This window comes from Marinobacter nauticus (genome assembly GCF_003634635.1).
Classification (GTDB): domain Bacteria; phylum Pseudomonadota; class Gammaproteobacteria; order Pseudomonadales; family Oleiphilaceae; genus Marinobacter; species Marinobacter nauticus.
The window spans coordinates 120,555-141,867 of the sequence record NZ_RBJB01000004.1 but is presented as its reverse complement, the minus strand read 5'-3'; the positions used below and the strand labels follow the sequence as shown (position 1 = coordinate 141,867).

Sequence of the window (21,313 nt, the reverse complement as noted above, 5' to 3'; positions counted from 1 at the left end):
CGAATACTGAAGGGAGGGAATGCGATGACGGATTATGTTGGCTCTTGCCTGTGTGGCGCCGTGAAGTTCGAGGTGCACGGAGACTTCGACAGCTTTTACCTGTGTCATTGCCGGTATTGCCAGAAGGACACCGGGTCTGCCCATGCGGCAAACCTGTTCTCCCAGTCGGCCCGGCTGGTCTGGCTGGCGGGTGAGGAGGCTGTGGCCTCCTTTACGCTCCCGGGCACCCGGCACCAAAAGTGTTTTTGCCGGACCTGTGGTTCGGCAGTGCCCAACACCCATATTCCGGGTTTGCTGGTAGTGCCCGCCGGGTGTCTGGACTCGGAGCTCTCCCGGGTGCCTACCGCGCATCTTTTCACGTCGAGCCGGGCAGCCTGGGATCACGCGCTGGGCGATGTGCCGGAGTTCTCCGGTTTGCCGAAGGCGACTTGACGCAGGCTATAGTGCTGAAGGACGGCGGATGATGATGACGGTTTTGCTGAAGGGGCTGGTGGTCTGGGGCGGTATTCTGGTGCTGGCCATCGCCAATGGCGTGCTGCGGGAAGCGGTTTTGGAACCTGTATTGGGCAGGTCGGTTGCGCTGGTGCTGAGCGGTATTCTGCTTTCATTGCTGATTATTGGGATGGCCTACGTTGCCTTGCCCTGGCTGAATGTCCGCCACCTGGTGGGGCTCTTGGGCCTGGGGGTGGCCTGGCTGGTACTTACGTTGGTGTTCGAATTCTCCTTCGGGCTCTGGCAGGGCAAATCCTGGGCAGAGTTGCTGGAGGCCTACACGTTCAAGGGCGGTAACCTCTGGCCAATGGTTCTCGCGGTTACGGTGTTCGCCCCTTACCTTGCTGCCAGGCTGAGGCAGCTCTTATAAGCAGCCTGAAAGGTTTCGCATGGTTGGTGTTTCAGTCAGACCTGCGTTTTCTGTATTCGTCCGGGGTCACCCCGAACCACCGCTTGAACGCGCGCCGGAAATTGGCGCTGTCGTGGTAGTTCATCAATTCCGCAATGGCCTCTACCGCCAACGGGCTGTCACGCAGGTAGCCTGCCGCCTGCTGTGCAAGCACCTGATCCCTCAGTGCCCGAAAACTCGTTCCTTCTGCGTTCAGCCTCCGTGCCAGTGTTCGTTTGCTGATGAACAACTGCGCGGCGACCTCATCTTCACACAGGGCCCCAAGCGGGGTCGACAACATCGCTTTCTGTACCCGGGCACGGTATCCGCTGTCGCTGGCCTTCAGCTGATCCAGCATGGCCTGACATTGTTTCAGCGCCAGCTGGTAGTTCTCATGATTGGCTGAGGCATTCGGCACTTTGCACACCGGGAGGGGCAGCTCCAGAGCAATCACGGGTGACCGGAACTGCACGGTGCAGGGCAGATAACGGCCGTAGAGTTCGCTGTAAGCGGGCTCAGCGTGGCCAAAGGCCAGCACGGCCTCATGCAGGGGGCGGCCGATGATGAACTCGGCGGTGTCGAAGAAAATCACGGCGAACGCTTCACTGAGCAGACGTTGCAGGGAAGCGGTCAACGCCAGGTTGAAGGAACAGGTCACCGTCAAACGTTGATTGCGAATGCTCAGGTCCAGTTTTGCCAGGTTCAGTCGGGTGGGCAGGAAGGTCTGGAAGGCTTTCAGGGCGGTGAGCAGGTCCGGGCTGCTGTTCACCAGAAACCCCATCGCTCCGTGGCTGGGCGAGGTCATGCGTTGGCCCAGCCGTAGCCCCAGGGCCTCGTCGCCGGCCAGGGTGAGGCTGTTCTGCAGTACCTGGACCTGCTGAATCGGGGTCAGCAGGGTGTCTTCCTGTAGCAACTGATTCACGGTCAGGCCGGTGCCATGCAGCAGTTTGCGCAACTCCCGAGGCTGAAGGCCCAGTTCCCGCGCGATCAACCGGCTGTAATTGGAGGGAATACACGCCCTGTCCGGGTTGGTGGTCAGCATGGCGTTAACGGCCTCCGTCTGGGCTCAGGAAGGAGAGGTCGCGGCGCAGGGTCGCGACAATCAGAGTGTCTTGAAATGACTCCCCTGTGTCAATTGATGACCTGCTGCACCTGTCTGTTCGGCCGTATTCTGGCCTCATTGTCCGATATCAATAACAACAGAGGGTGAGTGATGGGCCGTATTACGTTCATTGAACATGATGGCACCGAGCATGTGGTCGACATTGAGGCGGGAAAGTCGCTGATGGAAGCCGCCACCGAGAATGGGGTGCCGGGTATTGATGCTGACTGTGGCGGTGCCTGTGCCTGTGGTACCTGTCATGTGATGGTGGAGGCCAACTGGTTGCCGGCCACCGGCGACATGCTGGCCAGTGAGGCGGGCATGCTGTCGATGACGCCGGAGAAAACCGAGACTTCAAGGCTGGCGTGTCAGGTGACGGTGTCGGAGGCCATGGACGGCATGGTGGTGCGTTTGCCGGAATTCCAGATGTAGTCAAACCCTGCCACCTACCCGCAAGGAGTCACGTTATGCGCCCGCTTTTATCCCAGCTTGAAGCCGCTGTTCAGCCCTTGGTCGCGAAAGCCAGTTCCCGCGTTCCCCTGCATTGGCAGATCCGGGGCTCGCACGCACTGCAGGTGGCCCGGCAACGGGCCGGCCTCAGCCGGTCGGTGCCGGAGTTCCGGGAAACCCCGTTGCCGCCGGCGTCTGAGCTGGCGCTGGAACAGATCGATGTCAGCAATCCCTTCCTGTATCGGCAGGGGCTGTGGGAGTCCTATTTCAAACGGTTAAGGGATGAGTGCCCGGTGCACTACCAGGCCAGCAGTCCGTTTGGTCCGTTCTGGTCGATTACCCGTTACGAGGACATTCTTTTTGTCGACAAACACCACGAACTGTTCTCCGCCGAGCCCATTATTTCCATCGGCCCGCAGCCAGAGGGGCTGGAAATCGAGACTTTTATCGCCATGGACCCGCCCCGGCACGATGTCCAGCGCCAGGCGGTGCAGGGGGTGGTGGCACCGAAAAACCTGGCGCAGATGGAGTCGCTGATTCGCCAGCGTACTGCCGGGGTGCTGGATCAGCTGCCGGTGGATGAGCCATTTGACTGGGTGCAGCGGGTGTCGATCGACCTGACTTCCCGGATGCTGGCCACGCTGTTTGATTTTCCGTTCGACCAGCGGCACAAGCTCGCCTACTGGTCTGACCTGGCCACCGCTGCGCCAGAAACCACCGGTGGCCAGGTTGATCGCGATGAGGGCTTCCGGGCGGCTGCGGATATGGCGCGACATATGTCGTTGCTCTGGCGCGAGAAAGAGGCCCGTAAAGCCGCCGGCAAACCGATGGGGTTTGATCTGATCAGTCTGCTGCTGGAGAACGAACACACCCGGGATATGATCAGCCGGCCCATGGAGTTCATTGGCAACATGGTGCTGTTGATTGTGGGCGGCAACGACACCACCCGCAATTCCATGACCGGTGGAGTGCTGGCCCTGAACCGGTTCCCTCAGGAATTCGATCGCCTGAAGCAGGACCCCTCCCTGATCCCGTCCATGGTGTCGGAAATCATCCGCTGGCAAACCCCGTTGGCCTACATGCGCCGGGTTGCGACCCAGGACGTTGAGCTCCGGGGCCAGACCATCCGCAAGGGCGACAAGGTGGTGATGTGGTACGCCTCCGGAAACCGGGATGAGCGGGCCATCGAAGACCCGGACCAGTTCCGGATTGACCGGAAAGACGCCCGCAAGCATCTGGCCTTCGGCTTCGGGGTGCACCGCTGCATGGGCAACCGGCTGGCGGAGATGCAGCTGCGGATTCTCTGGGAGGAACTGCTCGCCCGGTTTGACCGGATTGAGGTGGTGGATGAGCCGGAATACGTGCAGTCCAATTTTGTGCGCGGCTATACCCGTATGAACGTCCGGCTGGGCAAGCGGGATGCGGCTGGTTAGTCCGACCAGCTCGCGTTGCGACTTTCTTCAGGCTGCCGTTGTTTTTCCAGCCAGTCGACGGTGTCTGTCAGCGATTGCGGGCGGCACAGGCAGAAGCCCTGCAACAGGTCTGCGCCCATGGCTTTCAGGCGGGCGGCGTCCTGGCCGCTCTCCACGCCTTCGGCCACTACCTGATAGCCCAGGGTGTGGCCCATGGTGATGGCGGTCTCGACAATCACCCGGGCGCTGTCACTGGCCTGAATGTCGTGTACCAGGGTGCGGTCGAGCTTGAGTTCCGAGGCGGGGATCTGCTTCAGGTACGACAATGACGAATAGCCGGCCCCGAAATCGTCGATGGAGATACGCAGGCCCAGGGCAGACAGTCTGCCCAGTGCTTCCAGCCCCTTCTCAGGGTCGTCCATGGCGGCCGTCTCGGTGAGTTCCACGGTGACATGGCCGGCCTCCAGTTGATGCCGCGCCAGGCTCTGGGCGAATTGTTCTTCCAGCCCCTCCGAGAGCAGATCCCGCGCCGAGACATTGATGGCCATCCCCAGGCCTGGCTGTATCTTCTGCAGGGTACGGAGATCGCTCAGGGCCTGGTCGATGACCCAGTGAGTGAGCTGCGTGATCACCCCGGTTTTCTCTGCCAGCGGAATGAAATCAATCGGAGGTACCCAGCCACGCTCCGGGTGCTGCCAGCGGATAAGGGCTTCAAAGCCGATAATCTGTCCGCTGCGGAGATCCATTTTGGGTTGATAGTGAAGTTCGGTGGTGCCGCTGGTCAGGGCTTCCTTGAGGTCCGACATCAGGGTAAGCCGGCGCTCATCGTAGATATCGTTGCTGCGTGAGTAAAAGCCGGTTTCAAAGGGGCCGTGGGGCGCCATTTCCATACCGACATGGGCGTTGCGGATCAGTTCACTGGCTTTGCGGCCGTGCTCGGGATAACTGGCGGCCCCAAATCGTGGGTGCGGTTCAATAGCCAGGTGGTCCAGCAGTACCGGCTCGGCCAGTTGTTTGAGGGCCTGGTCCAGGGGCTGAAAATTGTCGCCCGCCCGTTCCACGTCGACCAACAGGCCAAAGCTGTCGCCGGAGAGCTGGTATACCCGTTCCACACGGCCCTGTTGGTCGACACTGGTGTGCAGCAGGGGGAGCTGTTCGGCCAGTGCGGACATATGCTCGGCGATGGATCGTAACAACCGCTCACTGCGCTCCAGGCCCAGGGTGCGGTTGATGTCTTTCAGGCGGGTAATACGGGCGACGCCGACCATGTAGCGGCGCTCCGGGTGGGCTCGAAGCTCTTCATCGATCATCCATTCAAACCGATTCCGGTTGGGCAGGCCGGTAACCGGGTCGTGGCTCATGACGTCGTTCAGGCGGTCCTGGGCTTCGCTGTGGGCTTTTTCCTGTCGCAGGCTGTCGGCCTGGGCCCGTATTTTCTGTTCCCGCTCCCGGTACAGTCGGTCGGCCAGGGCCAGCGTGAGAATGAACGCTTCCAGCCCGGAGCCAATCTGCATGGCGTATTCGGTAAAAAAGGTTTCGGGAAACAGGCCCAGCGCACGCCCGGAGGTGGCGAGCACGCCAATGGTTAATGGGGTCCAGGCGAGGGTAAAGAATATGCCGGCGCGTACGCCGGCGGCCCAGGCAATCGGGCCGGCGACCAGCAGCAGGGAAAAGAACACCAGCGCAGACACCGAGGCGAGCTGGATCCCGGTGTTGTAACTCATGAAAGGAACCGACACAAAATAGCTGATTTCAAACACCAGCATGGCAATGAGCGCCTTCTGTAACCGGGGGCTGTGCTGTCGCACCTTCAGGAATTCCATGCAGAACAGAATGGAAAACATGGCCAGGAATGGCATGGACAACATCAGTACATGGGCATGCAGGTCGGGCGCGTTGGGATAGAGGTGCTGGAACGAAAACCCGCGGATGGACGCAAAAAACGCCAGGTAGCCGAAAATGGCGAGCGCATAGAACAGGTAGAGTTTTTCCCGGAGCGTCAGGAAGACCGCCAGGTTGATCAGAATGATGACGGACAGGCAGCCGTAGTAGAAAAAATGCAGCTTCTGTTCATCGGCGACCGACTCGAAAAACTCGTGTTCGCGCCAGATGGTCAGGGGTAGCACCATGGTTCCCTGGGTGGCCACCCGAATCATCAGCGTTGCGGTCCCACCAGGCTCCAGCGCAAAGCGCAACAGGTTGTTGGGGTGGTTTACATCCCTGGGGTAAAAGGGCCGGGTATCGCCGGTTTCCAGTGTCCGTGTGACGGTGCGGCCATCCAGCAGATAAAACCGGACATCGTCCAGCTGCGAGTAGCCGAGTTCTGCCACCAGGTTGAGCCGGGTGTCGGCCGCATTTTTGACAGGGATTCGGAGCCAGTATGCGGAGGAGGTAATGCCCAGGGTGGCTTTGCCATCCGGCTGGCGGCTCCAGCGGGCGTCTGGCAGTGCCAGCACGTCCTGGAGGGAGGCAGACGCATCTGGATCTTCCCAGTACTGGAACTGGCTGGCAATGGGTTGTTCGGCGCTGATGACAACGGTTGGCGAATTGGCATAGGCGGCTTGGCTGCACAGAACGAGCAGTACAACCAGGACCGTGCGACATGCGTGTTGCAGGTTCACCAAAAGCCGACCTCGCTAGCCAACTCTGACATTGTTTATTGTTATGTCTACCCCGTCAGTCTAGCAATGCTGGGCCGCGAGGGAAGCGCCATGTGCGGTTTTTAATGTAGCAAAATGTGTCATATTTCTAAGTAATTGATGCGTCTTACGGTTTTACTACTTCTTCCGGCTGAGCGCCTCCATCATGCGGTTGACGGCTTCCAGGTGTTCCGGTTCGTTGTGGCTCATGCCCTGGAAACAGGCGCAGATATCCAGGAAATCCCGCAGTTCCGTGCGCTGGGCCATTTTCATCAGGCGCTTGGTCAGCCGGGTGGCCTTGGCGGGCTGCTGGGCGATACTTCCGGCGAGTGTCATGGCCGCGTCCATTAGCTGATCGGCAGGCACCACGTCCATCACGATACCAAGCTGTTTGGCTTCGTTGGCGTCGATCACGCGGCCGGTCAGGGTCAGCTCAAACGCTTTCTGGTAGCCGATCAGGCGTTGCAGGAACCAGGCCCCGCCGTCACCGGGAATAATGCCCAGATTCAGGAAGGTTTCGCCAAACTTCGCGTTGTCTGCGGCCAGGCGAAGATCCGCCATGTTGGCCAGATCAAATCCTGCGCCGATGGCCGGGCCGTTCACCGCCGCAATCACTGGCACTTCCACGGCGTCCAGTGCCAGGGGAATACGCTGGATGCCCTTGCGGTAGCGCTCGGCGCATTCCGCCGGATCGCCTGCGAAGTCCCCGCCCCGTTCGGCCATATCGCGAATATTACCCCCGGCACTGAAGGCCGAGCCTGCACCGGTGATCACCAGCACGGATACCTCCTCGCAGCTGTTCACCCACTCGGCGGTGGCAACAATATCGTCGATCAGATGGGAGCCGGTGAGCGCGTTGCGCAGGTCGTGGCGGTTCATGGTGAGCGTGGCCACTCGGTTTTCCAGAGTCAGCAGGGCATCGGTGAGTTGGGGCAGGGTACTCATAGTGGCTCCTTGTTGTTCGCGGTTGCCCCGATTGTGTCCTGACTGGCCGGCGGTTGCCAGCAACCTTTGGTGGAAGACGCATCCAGTGTAATGAGGGGGTGTGGTGATTTTCTGATCAAATTTGAAATCCCTGTCACGTTTCTGTAGCCTTTAATTTAATTGAACGTTCAATTAATAAAGATTGGATGGAAAGCACATGCCGAAAGTCGGAATGAAAGACACCCGCCGCCAGCAACTGATCGACGCCACCATGGAGTCCATCGCTGAACTGGGGATGCAGAACACCACGATCGTGAGCATCAGCAAGCGGGCGGGAATGTCGTCCGGCATCATCAGCCACTATTTCGGGGGCAAGCAGGGGCTGATTGAGGCCGCCTTGCGCTACCTGCTGGACCAGTTAGGCAAGGAGCTGCGGGAGCGCATGGCGAAAACCGATCGCTCCCCAGCCCAGCGGCTGGACTGCATTATCGAGTCCAACTTTTCCGAGTTCCAGCGGTCGGCGCTGGCGGCGAAAACCTGGCTCAGCTTCTGGGCCCGCTCGATGCACGAGCCGGGGCTGAAGCGTTTGCAGCAGATCAACAACGCCCGGCTGTACAGCAACCTGCGTTATTCCTTCGCGCAAGTGCTGCCGCAGGCCGAGGCGACAGCGGCGGCCCGGCAAACGGCCGCGATGATCGACGGGTTCTGGTTGCGCAGCGCCCTGAGCCTGGACCCGGCCGAGAGCTTTGAAGCCGGCGAGCGGCTGTGCAAGCAGTTTGTCCACGAGACACTGGCCCGGGCTGGCGCCTGAGCCAATTTGAATTCCACGGCCCACAAGGCCTGAAGACACCGAACAGAGGTTACCAACGCGCTATGTCTGCATCTCTTCCTGTGGTTCAGAACTTTGTCCACGGCCGGTTTCTGGCCAACAGCACCGGCGAGACCTTCCCGGTGGTGAATCCGGCCACGGGCCAGGTGATCTATGAAGTGGAAGTGGCGGATGAGTCTGTGCAACAGGCCGCCATCGAGAGCGCCCGCGCCGGTTTTGCCCAGTGGGCCGCCACACCCGCCATTGAGCGCAGCCGTATTCTGCTGAAAGCGGTGGCCTTGCTCCGCGAGCGCAACGACGAGCTGGCGGCAGTGGAAGTGCGTGACACCGGTAAACCCTGGCAGGAAGCGGAAGCTGTGGATGTGGTGACCGGCGCCGATGCCATTGAGTTCTTTGCCGGCCTGGCGCCGTCCATCGAAGGTAACCAGCAGGATCTGGGGGGCGATTTCTATTACACCCGCCGGGAGCCGCTGGGCATCTGTGCGGGCATTGGTGCCTGGAACTATCCGATCCAGATCGCCTGCTGGAAGTCGGCCCCGGCCCTGGCCTGCGGCAACGCCATGATCTTCAAGCCATCCGAAGAAACCCCCATGGGCGCGGTGAAGCTGGCGGAAATCTTTATCGAAGCCGGTGTGCCGGCGGGCGTGTTCAACGTGGTGCAGGGCGCTGCCGAAGTGGGCCAGTGGCTGACCCATCACCCGGAGATTGCCAAGGTGTCGTTCACCGGCGAGGTGGGCACCGGCAAGAAGGTGATGGCCGCCGCCGCGTCGTCGCTGAAAGACGTGACCATGGAACTGGGTGGCAAGTCGCCGCTGATCATTTTTGACGACGCGGACCTGGAGAACGCCATCTCCGCCGCCATGGTGGGTAACTTCTACACCCAGGGCGAGATCTGCACCAACGGTACCCGGGTGTTTGTGCACGAGGATCTCTACCCGCGCTTTATCGAGCGCCTGCTGGAGCGCACCCGCAAGAACATCAAGGCCGGTGACCCGATGAACCCGGACACCAACTTCGGCGCGCTGATCTCCAAAAAGCACCAGGAACTGGTGTTGGGTTACATCAGCAAAGGGCTGGCCGAAGGCGCCACGCTCAGCCACGGCGGTCGGGCCTTTGAGCCGGAGGATTCTCAGGGCGGCTATTTCGTGGAACCGACCATTTTCACCGACTGCACCGACGACATGACCATCGTGAAGGAAGAGATTTTCGGGCCGGTGATGTCTGTGCTCACCTTCCGCGATGAAGACGAGGTGATTGCCCGGGCCAACAATACCGATACCGGACTTGCCGCGGGTGTGTTCACCAATGATATCCGCCGGGCACACCGGGTGATTCACCAGATCCAGGCCGGCATCTGCTGGATCAACAGCTACGGTGCTTCGCCGGCGGAAATGCCGGTGGGTGGCTACAAACTCTCCGGTATCGGCCGTGAGAACGGGCGCGAAACCATTGCGCACTACACCCAGATCAAGTCGGTGTATGTGGGCATGGAAGACATCGACGCCCCGTTTTAACCCCGCAGGCCACAGAGGAGAACGCGTATGAAAGAAAACCAATACGACTACATCATTGTGGGTGCGGGCTCAGCCGGTTGTGTGCTGGCTAACCGTCTGACCGAGGACAGTGAAAACCGGGTGCTGCTGCTGGAAACCGGTGGCAGTGACAAGAGCATCTTCATCCAGATGCCCACCGCGCTATCCATTCCCATGAACACCAAAAAGTACGCCTGGCAGTTCGAGACCGAGCCGGAGCCGTATCTGGACAATCGCCGCATGCATTGCCCCCGGGGCAAGGTGCTGGGTGGTTCGTCATCCATCAATGGCATGGTGTATGTCCGTGGCCATGCCCGGGATTTCGACGAGTGGCAGTCTGAAGGTGCCGACGGCTGGAACTACCGTAACGTGCTGCCCTATTTCAAGAAGGCGGAAACCTGGGCCTTCGGCGGCGATGCCTACCGGGGGAATTCCGGCCCCCTGGGTGTGAACAACGGCAATAACATGCGCAACCCGCTGTATACGGCGTTCATTCGGGCCGGCGTCGATGCCGGTTATCTGGAGACCGATGATTACAACGGTGCCCGCCAGGAAGGTTTTGGCGCCATGCACATGACCGTGAAGAACGGTCGCCGCTGGTCCACCGCCAACGCCTACCTTCGCCCGGCCATGGCGCGGCCGAATCTGACGGTGGTCACCCATGCCCTGGTGCATAAGGTCCTTCTGGAGGGCAAAACCGCCACCGGCGTGCGCTATGAGCAGGGCGGCCAGGTGCATGAGGCCAAAGCCGCCAAGGAAGTGATTCTGTCGGCCGGTTCTATTGGCTCGCCACATTTGTTGCAGCTTTCGGGTATTGGCAAGCGCGAAGTGCTGGAGCAGGCCGGTATTGAGGTGAAGCATGAGCTGCCGGGCGTGGGTGAGAACCTGCAGGATCACCTGGAGTTCTACTTCCAGTTCCGCTGCCAGAAGCCGGTCTCCCTGAATGGCAAACTGGACTGGTGGAACAAGCTCAAGATCGGGGTGCGCTGGATTCTGCGCAAGGATGGCCTGGGGGCCACCAACCATTTTGAATCCTGTGGTTTTATCCGCTCCAAGGCCGGCGTTGAATGGCCGGACCTGCAATACCATTTCCTGCCGGCGGCCATGCGCTACGACGGTCGCGAAGCCTTTGATGGCGACGGTTTCCAGCTCCACATCGGTCACAACAAGCCGAAGAGCCGGGGTTTTGTGCATGTGCAATCTGCCGACCCCAAACAGGCCCCGCGCATCCGTTTCAACTACCTGGAACACGAGGCCGACCGCGAAGGCTTCCGCGACTGCGTGCGCCTGACCCGGGAGATCATCAACCAGCCGGCCATGGACGAGTACCGCGGTGCAGAAATCCAGCCCGGTGTGGATGTGCAGAGCGATGAGCAGATCGATGCCTTCGTGCGCCAGGCGGTGGAGAGCGCTTATCACCCGTCCTGTTCCTGCAAGATGGGCACTGATGCGCTGGCGGTGGTAGACCCGGAAACCCGCGTGCGCGGTATCCAGAATCTGCGGGTGGTGGATTCGTCCATCTTCCCGACCATACCCAATGGCAACCTGAACGCGCCCACCATCATGGTGGCCGAGCGGGCAGCCGACCTTATCCGGGGCAGGGAGCCCCTGCAACCTTCGGACGCGCCGGTCTTCATGGATGACCAATGGCAGGCGCGCCAACGTCCGGGACAAGCGAAACGGTCGCTGGCCTAGCGACCGCAGTCCCGGCCCGGGTACGCAAGGTGCCCGGGTAGCAAGCCCTCAGGATTTCCCTATCAGCGCGACGGCATCCCGCCGTTTTCGGGCGACTGATAGGCAAGTCCTGGGTTTGTGTCCGATTCGAAAGAAGCAGAGCTTACTAGAGGAGGAACACCCATGCTGTGCACTACAATGACAAGGAACAACCGGAGGGAGATCGCATGACACTCTGGTTATCCACAGGCCTGATCTTTACCTTCGCCGCCATCGCCCTGATTCTGTATCGGTGGTGGGACATGCAGTGCATCGGCGTTACGCCGGTTCGCACGCTGACCTTCATTGCCATCCTGTTCACCTCCGGTCTGGATGTGGGGCTGATCATGTTCCCGCTTACCGAGTTCGGTGGTTACGGCAATGTCTCTGAAAACCCGGAATACGCCTTTGCCAACCCGCTGGCCATTGAGTTCGGGTTCTGGGCCTTCCTGATCTGGGGCTTCTATTTCCTGACCTGCTTCTACTTTGCCATCATTGAGCCGCGGGTGAAGTTCTTCGAGATTCCGATGGTGAAGCTGGTCAACAACGTGGTGATTATCGGCACCTGCGCGTTCACCGCTTACCTGCTGCTGGTGAATCTGCCCTGGTATCTGCCGCAACTGGGCGATGGTGAATCGGTGGTGCCGGCGTTCTACCTCATCGTGTTCCTGTCCATTGCGCTGGCTGTGTATTCCAGCTCCAAGGTCAAATACATCCGTATTCTGAGTGTTGGTTCCAGTGTGCTGTTCATTACCCTGATTGCGGGTATGTGGTTCCGGGCATTTGTTATGGGTAAAGGCTCGCCGGCAGATTTCTTTGGCACCGCCGGCATGCTCGGTGAGTACTTTGCCAACATCCATCACTTTGTCCTGCCCATCAACGACTACCACGAGTTTTATCTGTTCTGGTGGTTTGCCTGGAGCATCATGATTGGTCAGTTCACCGCGCGTTTCGTGAGTGGTATCAAAACCTGGCAGCTGCTGATTGCCATGCTGGTCGTGCCGTCCGTTGCCATTGGTGTGTGGTTCAGCGTGCTCTATTACTATCACGCGGAGGGGCTGAAGATTGCCGCCTTCACCAACATCGCCATGATCTCGGTGGGGGTGTTGATGGTCATCAACTCCCTGGATTCCCTGATCCGGCTCTACACCGATAACCTGAACCTCACGGCGCAACGCCTGGGGCGGGTGAATTATGTGCTCTTCAACCTGGTGGCCATGGTCGGGCTGACCATGTTGTTCAAGCTGGATTTCCTGCGGATTCAGTGGGTGGGTGCGCTGGTCATTGCACTCTACTTTGGTTGCTTTGGTTATATACTGCTCAGGAAACGTTCAGAGGTGGCTGCCATCCAAACGTCACCAAAAGAAAATATTCTGGACTTCCGCAAGATTGAACTTGCAGGTTAAGGCCCCATATCAATGGCAGGTGGCTGAAGGCCCGGAAGGCTTTTGGCCGCCATGTTTAGCCGAAGTTGATGGCTGTATATAGGCTATGCCTATGCTGAGATTGGAAATAATCAATTTTCACTCAGATGGTCAAACCCGTATCTTGTGCATCGTTTCCAAACCATCAGTTAAATGAACCGACAGGAGTTATTCTGAGATGGGTATCGTTAACAGCGAAATCAAACCGTTCAACGCCACCGCATTCAAGCAGGGCGAGTTCGTAGAAATTTCTGAAGCCGACGTTAAAGGCAAGTGGGCCATCTTCTTCTTCTACCCGGCCGACTTCACCTTCGTGTGTCCGACCGAGCTGGGCGACGTGGCTGACAAGTACGAAGAACTGCAGAAGCTGGGCGTAGAAGTGTTCTCTGTATCTACTGATACTCACTTCACCCACAAGGCATGGCACGACACTTCCGAGACCATCGGCAAGATCAACTACTACATGGTTGGCGACCAGACTGGCACCATCACCAACAACTTCGGTGTTATGCGTGAAGGCCAGGGCCTGGCAGACCGCGCCACCTTCCTGATCGATCCGGACGGTATTATCCAGGCTGTTGAAATCACTGCCGAAGGCATCGGCCGTGACGCAGACGACCTGCTGCGCAAGGTTAAAGCTGCCCAGTACGTTCGCAACCATCCTGGCGAAGTTTGCCCGGCCAAGTGGAAAGAAGGCGAAGAAACTCTGGCCCCGTCTCTGGACCTGGTTGGCAAGATCTAAGTTTCCCCGATTCGGTGAAACTTACAGAAAGGCCCGCACTGCGGGCCTTTTTTGTATCTATCAATCGTTACGACTGAATTTTATAGGTATGGCCTATCAGAAGATTTGGGTCAATCAATTTGAGCAACGAACCGTCTGGCCGTATCTTAATCATAACTTCAGATAACGATTCATTATTGAATTCAGAAACTTAGTTTCACGACATAAAGGGGAATACCAAACATGTTGGATGCCAATATCAAAGGACAGTTGAAGGCCTATATGGAAAAGCTGCAGCAGCCGATTGAGCTGGTGGCAGCCTATGACGACAGCAAGAAGTCTGAGGAGCTCAAGCAGCTGCTGGAAGAAATCGAGCCGATGTCCGAGAAGATCAGCCTGCGGACCGAGGAATCGACTGAGGTGCGTCGTCCGTCCTTCGCCATCAATCGTGTAGGCACCGACATTGGCGTTCGCTTTGCCGGTATTCCCATGGGCCACGAATTTACTTCGCTGGTGCTGGCCCTGCTGCAGGTGGGTGGCCATCCATCCAAGGCGTCTCAGGAAGTGATCCAGCAGGTTCAGGAGCTGGAAGGTGAGTTCGAGTTTGAAACCTACTTCTCGCTGTCCTGCCAGAACTGCCCGGACGTGGTTCAGGCGCTGAACCTGATGAGCGTGCTGAACCCGAACATCAAGCACACCTCCATTGACGGTGCCCTGTTCCAGGACGAAGTTGAGCAGCGTGAAGTGATGGCGGTACCCAGTGTTTACCTGAATGGCCAGCCCTGGGGCCAGGGCCGGATGACGCTGGAAGAGATTGCGGCCAGGCTGGACACCAACTCGGCTGAAAAAGAAGCTCGTAAGATCAACCAGAAAGATGCGTTTGACGTTCTGGTGATCGGTGGCGGCCCGGCAGGTTCTGCTGCGGCTATCTATGCCGCACGAAAGGGCATTTCGACCGGTATCGCGGCTGAGCGTTTTGGTGGCCAGGTGGCCGACACCATGGGCATCGAAAACCTGATTTCCGTGCCTTATACCGAAGGCCCGAAACTGGTGGCGGCCATGGAGCAGCACGTCAACGAATACGAAGTCGACATCATGAACATGCAGCGTGCCGAGAAGCTGATTCCGGCCGAGCAGACCGGAGGCCTGCACGAGGTACGCCTGGCCAACGGCGGCTCTCTGAAAGCTCGCACGGTGATTCTGTCCACCGGCGCCCGCTGGCGCCAGATGGGTGTGCCGGGTGAGGAAGAGTATCGCAACAAGGGCGTGGCCTACTGCCCGCATTGCGACGGCCCACTGTTCAAAGGCAAGCGCGTAGCGGTGATTGGCGGTGGTAACTCCGGCGTGGAAGCGGCCATCGACCTGGCAGGTATTGTCGGCCACGTGACGCTGATCGAGTTTGGCGAGCAGATGCGTGCCGATGAAGTGCTGCAGAAGAAACTGCGTAGCCTGAACAACGTGAAGATCATTACGTCTGGCCAGACCACGGAAGTGGTGGGTACCGATGGTAAGGTCAGCGGCCTGAACTACACCGACCGTACCACCGGTGAGTCGCATCACGTTGAGCTGGAAGGCGTGTTTGTTCAGATCGGCCTGGTGCCGAACACCGAGTGGCTGAAAGGCGACATCGAACTGAGCCAGCACGGCGAGATCATCGTAAATGACCGTAACGAGACTTCGATCCCGGGTGTGTTCGCGGCAGGCGATGCCACCACCGTGCCCTACAAGCAGATCGTGATCTCTATGGGTGAAGGTTCCAAGGCTGCCCTGAGCGCCTTCGACTTCCTGATCCGTAACTCTGCTGAGTAAGCTGTTCACACAAGCCTGAATTCAGGCTGACCCCTGAAACCGGCGCCCACGGGAAGTGGGCTGCCGGTTTTTTTATGGCTTCAGGAACGGTCCGAGATGTCCTGTTCCAGGCTGCCCGTCATGGTTTGGGGCTGGCCATCCGCTTCAAACAGGTGGCCATAGGCCCGGCGAACGCCGTCAACGATGAAATCGAAGGGCACATCGTCGAACACGCCGTGATCATTGATGTATTCCATATGCGCCTGGCCGTCTTCCGTGAATTCCTGGAAGACCGAGTCGTTCACCCCATCAAACGGCAGGGGCTCTACCTTCATCAGCTCGCATAACTGTCGGTTGAAGGCCGGTGTGGCCTTCACCCAGCGACCATTGAGATACAGCTCGATAAAGCCGTGCATGCGGAAAATGTCGGAACGCAGCCACTCAATCAGCTTCGGGCTGGAAAGATGGTTACGTACATCCGCCAGGCCCAGCCGGCTGGGAATGCCGATGGAGCGGGCTGCAGCACCCAGCAGCACGGCTTTGGGAATGCAGTAGGTTTCGCCCGATTCCAGCGCGTAACTGGCCGAGAGCGTGCGTGGCTCGGTTCTGAACACGTAGGGGTTGTACTGGATGCTGTCGCGCACCGCCAGATACAGCGCCTTGATCTGTGCCACCGGCTCGTCCGATACGCCGGCCAGGTGCTGCTGGACCCAGGCCTCGACGGCGGGATGGTCGTAGTCGAAGAAGGGGGTGGCTCTCAGGTAGTTTTCCATTCCGGGCATCCAGAGTTTGCGCATGGTTGGCTGATGATCTCCCGATTAGCAAGCTACAGGCAATGACATTTTCCACCAATCCGGGTGACCAGAGGCACCGGGTTCGATCATCTGGGCAGAGGTCGATGCGGATACCGTATTGTTCGTTATACTGACCGGCAAGATTTGCCGACGGCTAAGGAGCTGCATGGTTTTACGTGTTGTACTGATGATCAGCCTGTTTCTGGGCACCGTTGGTCGGGTGGCGGATGCGGATACGCTCCCAAACCCGAGTGCGTCGGACACGCTCCCGAATGTCGTGTTCCTGTCACCGGATACCTCCCGTTTCTGGCACATGGTTGCAGGATTCATGGAGCAGGTGGCTGCGGACCTGGAGGTTGAGTTTGACGTCCTGTTCGATGAGGAGCGGCATCGGCTCAGTTATCTGAAGCTGGTCCAGCAAGTTCTCAGTCGGGAGGAGAAACCCGATTACCTGATCATCATGTGGAAGGAGCAGGTAACTGCTCAGATCCTGGATTATGCGCGCCGGCAAAGCGTTAAGGTGTTCTCGTTTAACACTGCGGTGCCAGAGGCCGCGCGAGAGAAGGTGGGTTCCGCGCCCAGGGAAAAACTGGAGAACTGGATTGGCCATCTGGGGGTCGATAATGTCTCCGGTGGTCAAATACTGGCCAGGATGCTCGACCAGCGCGCACGGGCGCTCAACCTGGTCAGGTCTGATGAGCCGGTGCCTGTTGTTGCACTGACTGGCACCCTGGATTCCTCTGCGGCTCGTGATCGCAGTCTCGGGCTGCTTGAAGCGACGGATGGTGCAGGCTCTGAACTGTTGCAGTCCGTTCGTGCCGACTGGAGCGAGCAGGAGGCGAGAGACAAGACATCGGTGCTGTTGCGGCGGTATCCGAATACGGCTGCAATCTGGAGCGCCAGCGACGGCATGGCGTTCGGGGCCATGGATGCTGCCCGGCGCGCGGGCTTACGCCCTGGCAATGACTTGGTAGTGGGTGGCATTGACTGGGAGCCGGAAGCGCTTGCGGCGATTCGCGCGGGCGATCTGTATGTCAGTCTTGGCCGGCATTTCATGGGTGGAGGGCTGGCGTTGCTGCTGGTGCACGACTATCACCGGGGATACGATTTTGCAGATAGCGGGCAATCGGCCTCGATGCACTACCAGTTTCAGGCAGCGACTGCCGACAACGTGGACAACATCGCCCACATGCTTGCGCCGGAAAACTGGAAAGCTGTCGATTTCCGGGCTTTCAGTCGGGTGTTCAATTCACAGCTCCGCGAGGTGCCTGTGAGTGCCGAGCGATTAATGGACAGTTTTTCGGCGGCGTTGATGCAGCAGGGCGGCAGATAGCGCACCGGAGGAAGGGGCTCCCTCCGGTCGGCCAGTATTACTCAGGATTTTCCCTCAAAGCCCTGCATGACATTGACCGCATTTACGCCAATGGCGTCCACATCGTAGCCGCCTTCCATGGTAAACACGGTGGGCAAACCCAGATGCGCCAGGCGCTGCCCCAGGCTGAGGTAGTCGCCCGAGGCCAGCTTGAAGAACGAGATGGGGTCGTGCTCGAAGGTGTCCACGCCCAGCGCCACCACCAGGGCATCGGGCTTGAACACTTCAATGCGTTCGCAAGCGGTTTCCAGGCCCTGGCTCCAGGTGCTGTAGGGTGTGCCAGGCGGATAGACGATGTTCAGGTTGTAGCCTTCGCCGGTACCTTCTCCGAGCTCGTCTTCAAACCCGAGAAAGTGCGGGAACACCAGATCCGGGTCGCCGTGCAGGCTGATGGTGAGGACATCGGCCCGGTCATAGAAAATGGCCTGGGTGCCATTGCCGTGATGGAAATCCACGTCCAGGATAGCAACCTTGCCGTAGCCCTGGTCCCGGAACGCCTGCGCCACGATAGCTGCGTTGTTGAAGAAGCAGTAGCCGCCGAACAGGTCGGCGTGGGCGTGGTGCCCGGGTGGTCGGCACAGGGCAAAGGCAGCGCGCTCACCATCGGCCACCAGTTTCTGGGCGGTCAGGGCCACGTTGGCGGAAGCGCGGGCGGCTTCCCAGGTGCCCTCCGAGATCGAGGTTTCGGCGGCAAAGCTGTAATAGCCCAGGCGGCCATCAATGTCCTTGGGAATCCGGTGGCGCATGCCCCGGCCAGCCCATACTGCGGGAATGGCTTCGCCGGGTTTGCCCGCAGCCAGCCAGTCCTGCCAGCAGGTCTCCAGAAACGCAACGTAATCCGGTGTGTGCACGCGCTGGATCGGCGCCAGCCCGAATTCTTCCGGCTCCAGAATCTCGCCCAGGGCCTGGTCTTTCACCCTGGCCAGGATGGTCTCGGCCCTTGAGGGTTTTTCATGGGGTTCGATCAGCAGGCCGCCATCCAGTTCGGTGCGCACGTGGCGCCGGCTGTGCAACGGGGAGAAGACGGTTTTCATAGGGCGCGGGTCCTTGATATCAACGTGGAAGCACTCTGGCACAGGTTTGTGCATGGCTCAAACCCGGTAAGTGTGGCAGGCTGGGGCGCAGCATCGGGAGAGGGGATTACCGCTATGACAGAACTGGTTGCCGGGCTTACGCTCAGCCAGGGGCTGGGGCAGCTGTGTGGGTTGGTGGCCCTGGGGTTCTGTATTGCCGGTTTTGCCAACAAGAACGACGACCGCCTGCTGGTCCTGCTGATTTCGGCCAATGTGGCCTTCGCCCTGATGTTCGCGTTCTTTCAGAGCTGGACGGCGGCGGCCCTGACGGTACTGGTGATCCTGCGCATCGCCCTGGCGCGCCGGTACCAGGGCAACGGATTGATCATGGCGGTCATGCTGGTGGTCAATCTGCTGGTGGCCTGGGCAACCTGGACGTCTGCTACCGATGTGTTTCCCCTCACCGCCGCCGTTCTCGGCACCGTGGGCATGTTCATGCTCCGGGGTATTCCCCTGCGTATTGTTCTGGGGCTGGCGGCGCTGGCCTGGATGCTCAATAACCTGGTGATCGGATCCGTCGGCGGTACCCTGGCTGAGGGTATGGTGCTGGTTACCAACATCATTACCATCATCCGGCTGTACCGGCTGCAGAAACAATATCCCGGGCTTGATCTGCAGGCGCCAAGGTCGGGAGAAGAGCGCGGGTAAGTTTGTCGTCGTCGCTGGCTTTGGCTATGGTCTAAGGGTGCCAATGGGCACCTCGTAACCGCCAATCAGGAGTGATGCATGGCAAACGACAGTTATCATGAGCCGGTAGGTGAACTGACAGACGACACCCGTGATATGCACCGGGCCGTCAGTTCGCTGATGGAAGAGTTTGAAGCCGTTGACTGGTACAACCAGCGGGTGGATGCCTGCAAGGATCCGGAACTCAAAGCGATTCTTGAACACAATCGCGACGAGGAGAAAGAACACGCGGCCATGGTGCTTGAGTGGATTCGGCGGAAGGATCCGACCATGGACAAGTACCTTCGGGAATTCCTGTTCAAAGAGGGGCCAATCGGTCACCACGACTGACTCAAACAGCCATATCCTGAGCGCAGATTGGCCAATTCCCGGAGCTGTCGGCCTGCGCTATCGTGATTCTCTACACGTGATTACAAGAAACGGATCGGATTCCGAGAGGGCAGGATATGGCTAAACAGCATTATGATGTATTGATCATTGGCGCCGGAGTATCCGGCATTGGCATGGCCTGTCACCTGAAACGGGAATGCCCCGGCAAGCGTTTCGCCATACTGGAGCGCCGCCAGTCCCTTGGTGGCACCTGGGATCTGTTCCGTTACCCGGGTATCCGCTCGGATTCCGACATGTTCACCTTTGGTTATAACTTCCGGCCCTGGACCGGCGGCAAGGTGCTGGCCGATGGCGCGTCGATCAAAAACTACGTGGCGGAAACCGCGAAAGAGAACGATGTCGAGCGCCACATTCGTTACGGCGTGGCCGTGAAGACTGCGGACTGGTCCAGCACCGACAAATGCTGGACTCTGACCGCTGAGAACGAGCAGACCGGCGATCAGGAAACCTACACCGCCAGCTTTTTGGTGGGCTGCACCGGTTACTACAATTATGACCAGGGCTACAAACCGGATTTCCCGGGCGAAGCGGACTTCAAGGGGCAGATCGTCCATCCCCAGCACTGGCCGGAGAATCTGGATTACTCGGGCAAGAAGGTGGTGGTGATTGGCAGCGGTGCCACGGCAATTACCCTGGTGCCCACTATGGCAGAGAAGGCCGCACACGTTACCATGCTGCAGCGTTCGCCTACCTATCTGATGCCGTTGCCGTCAACCGATAAAGTCACCCTGGCGCTGCAGAAAGTGCTGCCGGAAAAGACGGCCTACCGGTTAACCCGTGCCCGCAACATTTCGATTTCCCGGCTGCTCTATGAGCGTTCGCGCAAGAGCCCGAAAGCCATGCGCCGGCTCTTTCTGTCGGTGATCAAACGGCAGCTCAAAGGCAAGGCCGACATGCGTCACTTCAGCCCGGACTACAACCCCTGGGACCAGCGCCTGTGCGTGGTGAAAGATGGCGACCTGTTTGAGGCCATTAAAGCCGGCACCGCCTCCATCAAGACCGATCATATCGAACGCTTCACCAAAACCGGCATTCGCCTGAAGTCCGGTGAAGAGCTGGAAGCCGACATCATCATTCCGGCTACCGGCCTGGACATCCAGATGCTGGGCGGCATCACGCCCCGGGTGGATGGCCAGGAGGTGGCGCTCAAGGACAAGGTGATCTACAAGAATGTGATGGTGGAAGGCGTACCCAACGCGGGCATGATCTTTGGCTACACCAACATTTCCTGGACCCTGAAAGCCGATATTGCCAGTGAGTACCTGTGCCGGCTGATCAATCACATGGATCGTAACGGCCATCAGGTGGCCGTGGCACGAGATACCGAGAACAGTAAAGGAGACGATACCATTCTCGGTTCCCTCGACGCGGGTTACATCAAGCGGGCAGAAGACCGGTTGCCGCGTCAGGGCACCCACGGCCCGTGGAAAGCCTCCCAGAACTATCTGCAGGATGTGAAGATCCTGCGTTTCGATCCCATTGAAGACGGCTATCTTGAATTTGATGGCCAACCCAGTCGCGCGAGCGAAGGCCGTTCATCCGGTTTCCTTCGCCCGCTTCGCTCGGCGCTGTTCGGGGCCTGA

At 59.2% G+C, this 21,313-nt stretch carries 19 protein-coding genes; 14 read left to right on the top strand and 5 right to left on the bottom strand.

Annotated features, from left to right (window positions below; genetic code table 11):
- The first annotated feature begins 24 nt into the window (after positions 1–24).
- Positions 25–432 carry a GFA family protein gene (locus tag C7436_RS12060; RefSeq protein WP_041656545.1) on the top strand — a complete coding sequence of 136 codons (408 nt, stop codon included), beginning with the start codon at positions 25–27 and terminating at the stop codon, positions 430–432.
- Between the two features lie 28 nt (positions 433–460).
- The gene (locus C7436_RS12055) at positions 461–862 is read left to right on the top strand and encodes a hypothetical protein (RefSeq protein WP_121207977.1); all 402 of its coding nucleotides are present in this window, start codon (positions 461–463) and stop codon (positions 860–862) included.
- A 31-nt stretch (positions 863–893) separates the two neighbouring features.
- On the opposite strand, the gene C7436_RS12050 is transcribed toward C7436_RS12055, so the two are convergent.
- On the bottom strand, positions 894–1,922 hold the full coding sequence (locus C7436_RS12050; RefSeq protein ID WP_121207976.1) for an AraC family transcriptional regulator: 1,029 nt from the start codon (positions 1,920–1,922) through the stop codon (positions 894–896).
- 171 nt (positions 1,923–2,093) lie between these two features.
- Here C7436_RS12050 and C7436_RS12045 point away from each other — a divergent pair, with 171 nt between their 5' ends.
- Both C7436_RS12045 and C7436_RS12040 read left to right on the top strand, forming a co-directional pair.
- Positions 2,094–2,414 (top strand): 2Fe-2S iron-sulfur cluster-binding protein, encoded by a 321-nt coding sequence (locus C7436_RS12045; RefSeq protein ID WP_114434931.1) that lies wholly within the window; start codon positions 2,094–2,096, stop codon positions 2,412–2,414.
- Positions 2,415–2,449: 35 nt separating this feature from the next.
- The gene (locus tag C7436_RS12040; protein WP_211329871.1) at positions 2,450–3,865 is read left to right on the top strand and encodes a cytochrome P450; all 1,416 of its coding nucleotides are present in this window, start codon (positions 2,450–2,452) and stop codon (positions 3,863–3,865) included.
- On the opposite strand, the gene C7436_RS12035 is transcribed toward C7436_RS12040, so the two are convergent.
- Positions 3,862–6,465, bottom strand: a complete 2,604-nt coding sequence (locus C7436_RS12035) for an EAL domain-containing protein (protein ID WP_228198126.1) — start codon at positions 6,463–6,465, stop codon at positions 3,862–3,864. The two genes, C7436_RS12040 and C7436_RS12035, sit on opposite strands and share 4 nt — an antisense overlap.
- Before the next feature lie 156 nt (positions 6,466–6,621).
- Positions 6,622–7,428 (bottom strand): enoyl-CoA hydratase-related protein, encoded by an 807-nt coding sequence (locus C7436_RS12030; protein ID WP_121207974.1) that lies wholly within the window; start codon positions 7,426–7,428, stop codon positions 6,622–6,624.
- A 196-nt stretch (positions 7,429–7,624) separates the two neighbouring features.
- On the opposite strand from C7436_RS12030, the gene betI reads away from it, so the two are divergent.
- The 6 genes from betI to ahpF all read left to right on the top strand — a co-directional run bounded on the left by betI (position 7,625) and on the right by ahpF (position 15,435).
- A complete protein-coding gene (betI, locus tag C7436_RS12025; RefSeq protein WP_023008748.1) occupies positions 7,625–8,218 on the top strand; it encodes a transcriptional regulator BetI in 594 nt (197 codons plus the stop codon).
- Between the two features lie 62 nt (positions 8,219–8,280).
- Entirely contained in the window at positions 8,281–9,750 is a 1,470-nt protein-coding gene (gene betB, locus C7436_RS12020; RefSeq protein WP_113879352.1) for a betaine-aldehyde dehydrogenase, read from the top strand.
- A gap of 27 nt (positions 9,751–9,777) precedes the next feature.
- Entirely contained in the window at positions 9,778–11,463 is a 1,686-nt protein-coding gene (gene betA, locus C7436_RS12015; RefSeq protein WP_011787242.1) for a choline dehydrogenase, read from the top strand.
- Positions 11,464–11,669: 206 nt separating this feature from the next.
- Positions 11,670–12,887: a BCCT family transporter gene (locus tag C7436_RS12010; RefSeq protein ID WP_041655235.1), complete on the top strand. Its 1,218-nt coding sequence runs from the start codon at positions 11,670–11,672 to the stop codon at positions 12,885–12,887.
- A 196-nt stretch (positions 12,888–13,083) separates the two neighbouring features.
- On the top strand, positions 13,084–13,647 hold the full coding sequence (ahpC, locus tag C7436_RS12005) for an alkyl hydroperoxide reductase subunit C (protein ID WP_011787240.1): 564 nt from the start codon (positions 13,084–13,086) through the stop codon (positions 13,645–13,647).
- A gap of 222 nt (positions 13,648–13,869) precedes the next feature.
- The gene (gene ahpF, locus C7436_RS12000) at positions 13,870–15,435 is read left to right on the top strand and encodes an alkyl hydroperoxide reductase subunit F (RefSeq protein ID WP_022991379.1); all 1,566 of its coding nucleotides are present in this window, start codon (positions 13,870–13,872) and stop codon (positions 15,433–15,435) included.
- Between the two features lie 80 nt (positions 15,436–15,515).
- Here ahpF and C7436_RS11995 read toward each other — a convergent pair whose 3' ends face one another.
- A complete protein-coding gene (locus C7436_RS11995; RefSeq protein WP_023008743.1) occupies positions 15,516–16,187 on the bottom strand; it encodes a transglutaminase-like domain-containing protein in 672 nt (223 codons plus the stop codon).
- A 187-nt stretch (positions 16,188–16,374) separates the two neighbouring features.
- On the opposite strand from C7436_RS11995, the gene C7436_RS11990 reads away from it, so the two are divergent.
- Positions 16,375–17,541 (top strand): ABC transporter substrate-binding protein, encoded by a 1,167-nt coding sequence (locus C7436_RS11990; protein ID WP_121207973.1) that lies wholly within the window; start codon positions 16,375–16,377, stop codon positions 17,539–17,541.
- Between the two features lie 41 nt (positions 17,542–17,582).
- Here C7436_RS11990 and C7436_RS11985 read toward each other — a convergent pair whose 3' ends face one another.
- Positions 17,583–18,614 carry a histone deacetylase family protein gene (locus C7436_RS11985; protein WP_121207972.1) on the bottom strand — a complete coding sequence of 344 codons (1,032 nt, stop codon included), beginning with the start codon at positions 18,612–18,614 and terminating at the stop codon, positions 17,583–17,585.
- Positions 18,615–18,728: 114 nt separating this feature from the next.
- Here C7436_RS11985 and C7436_RS11980 point away from each other — a divergent pair, with 114 nt between their 5' ends.
- The 3 genes from C7436_RS11980 to C7436_RS11970 all read left to right on the top strand — a co-directional run bounded on the left by C7436_RS11980 (position 18,729) and on the right by C7436_RS11970 (position 21,313).
- Complete coding sequence (locus C7436_RS11980) at positions 18,729–19,301, top strand: YgjV family protein (protein ID WP_113879346.1); 573 nt, start codon at positions 18,729–18,731, stop codon at positions 19,299–19,301.
- Between the two features lie 78 nt (positions 19,302–19,379).
- Positions 19,380–19,670: an encapsulin-associated ferritin-like protein gene (locus C7436_RS11975; RefSeq protein ID WP_011787234.1), complete on the top strand. Its 291-nt coding sequence runs from the start codon at positions 19,380–19,382 to the stop codon at positions 19,668–19,670.
- Positions 19,671–19,786: 116 nt separating this feature from the next.
- Entirely contained in the window at positions 19,787–21,313 is a 1,527-nt protein-coding gene (locus C7436_RS11970; protein WP_022991374.1) for a flavin-containing monooxygenase, read from the top strand.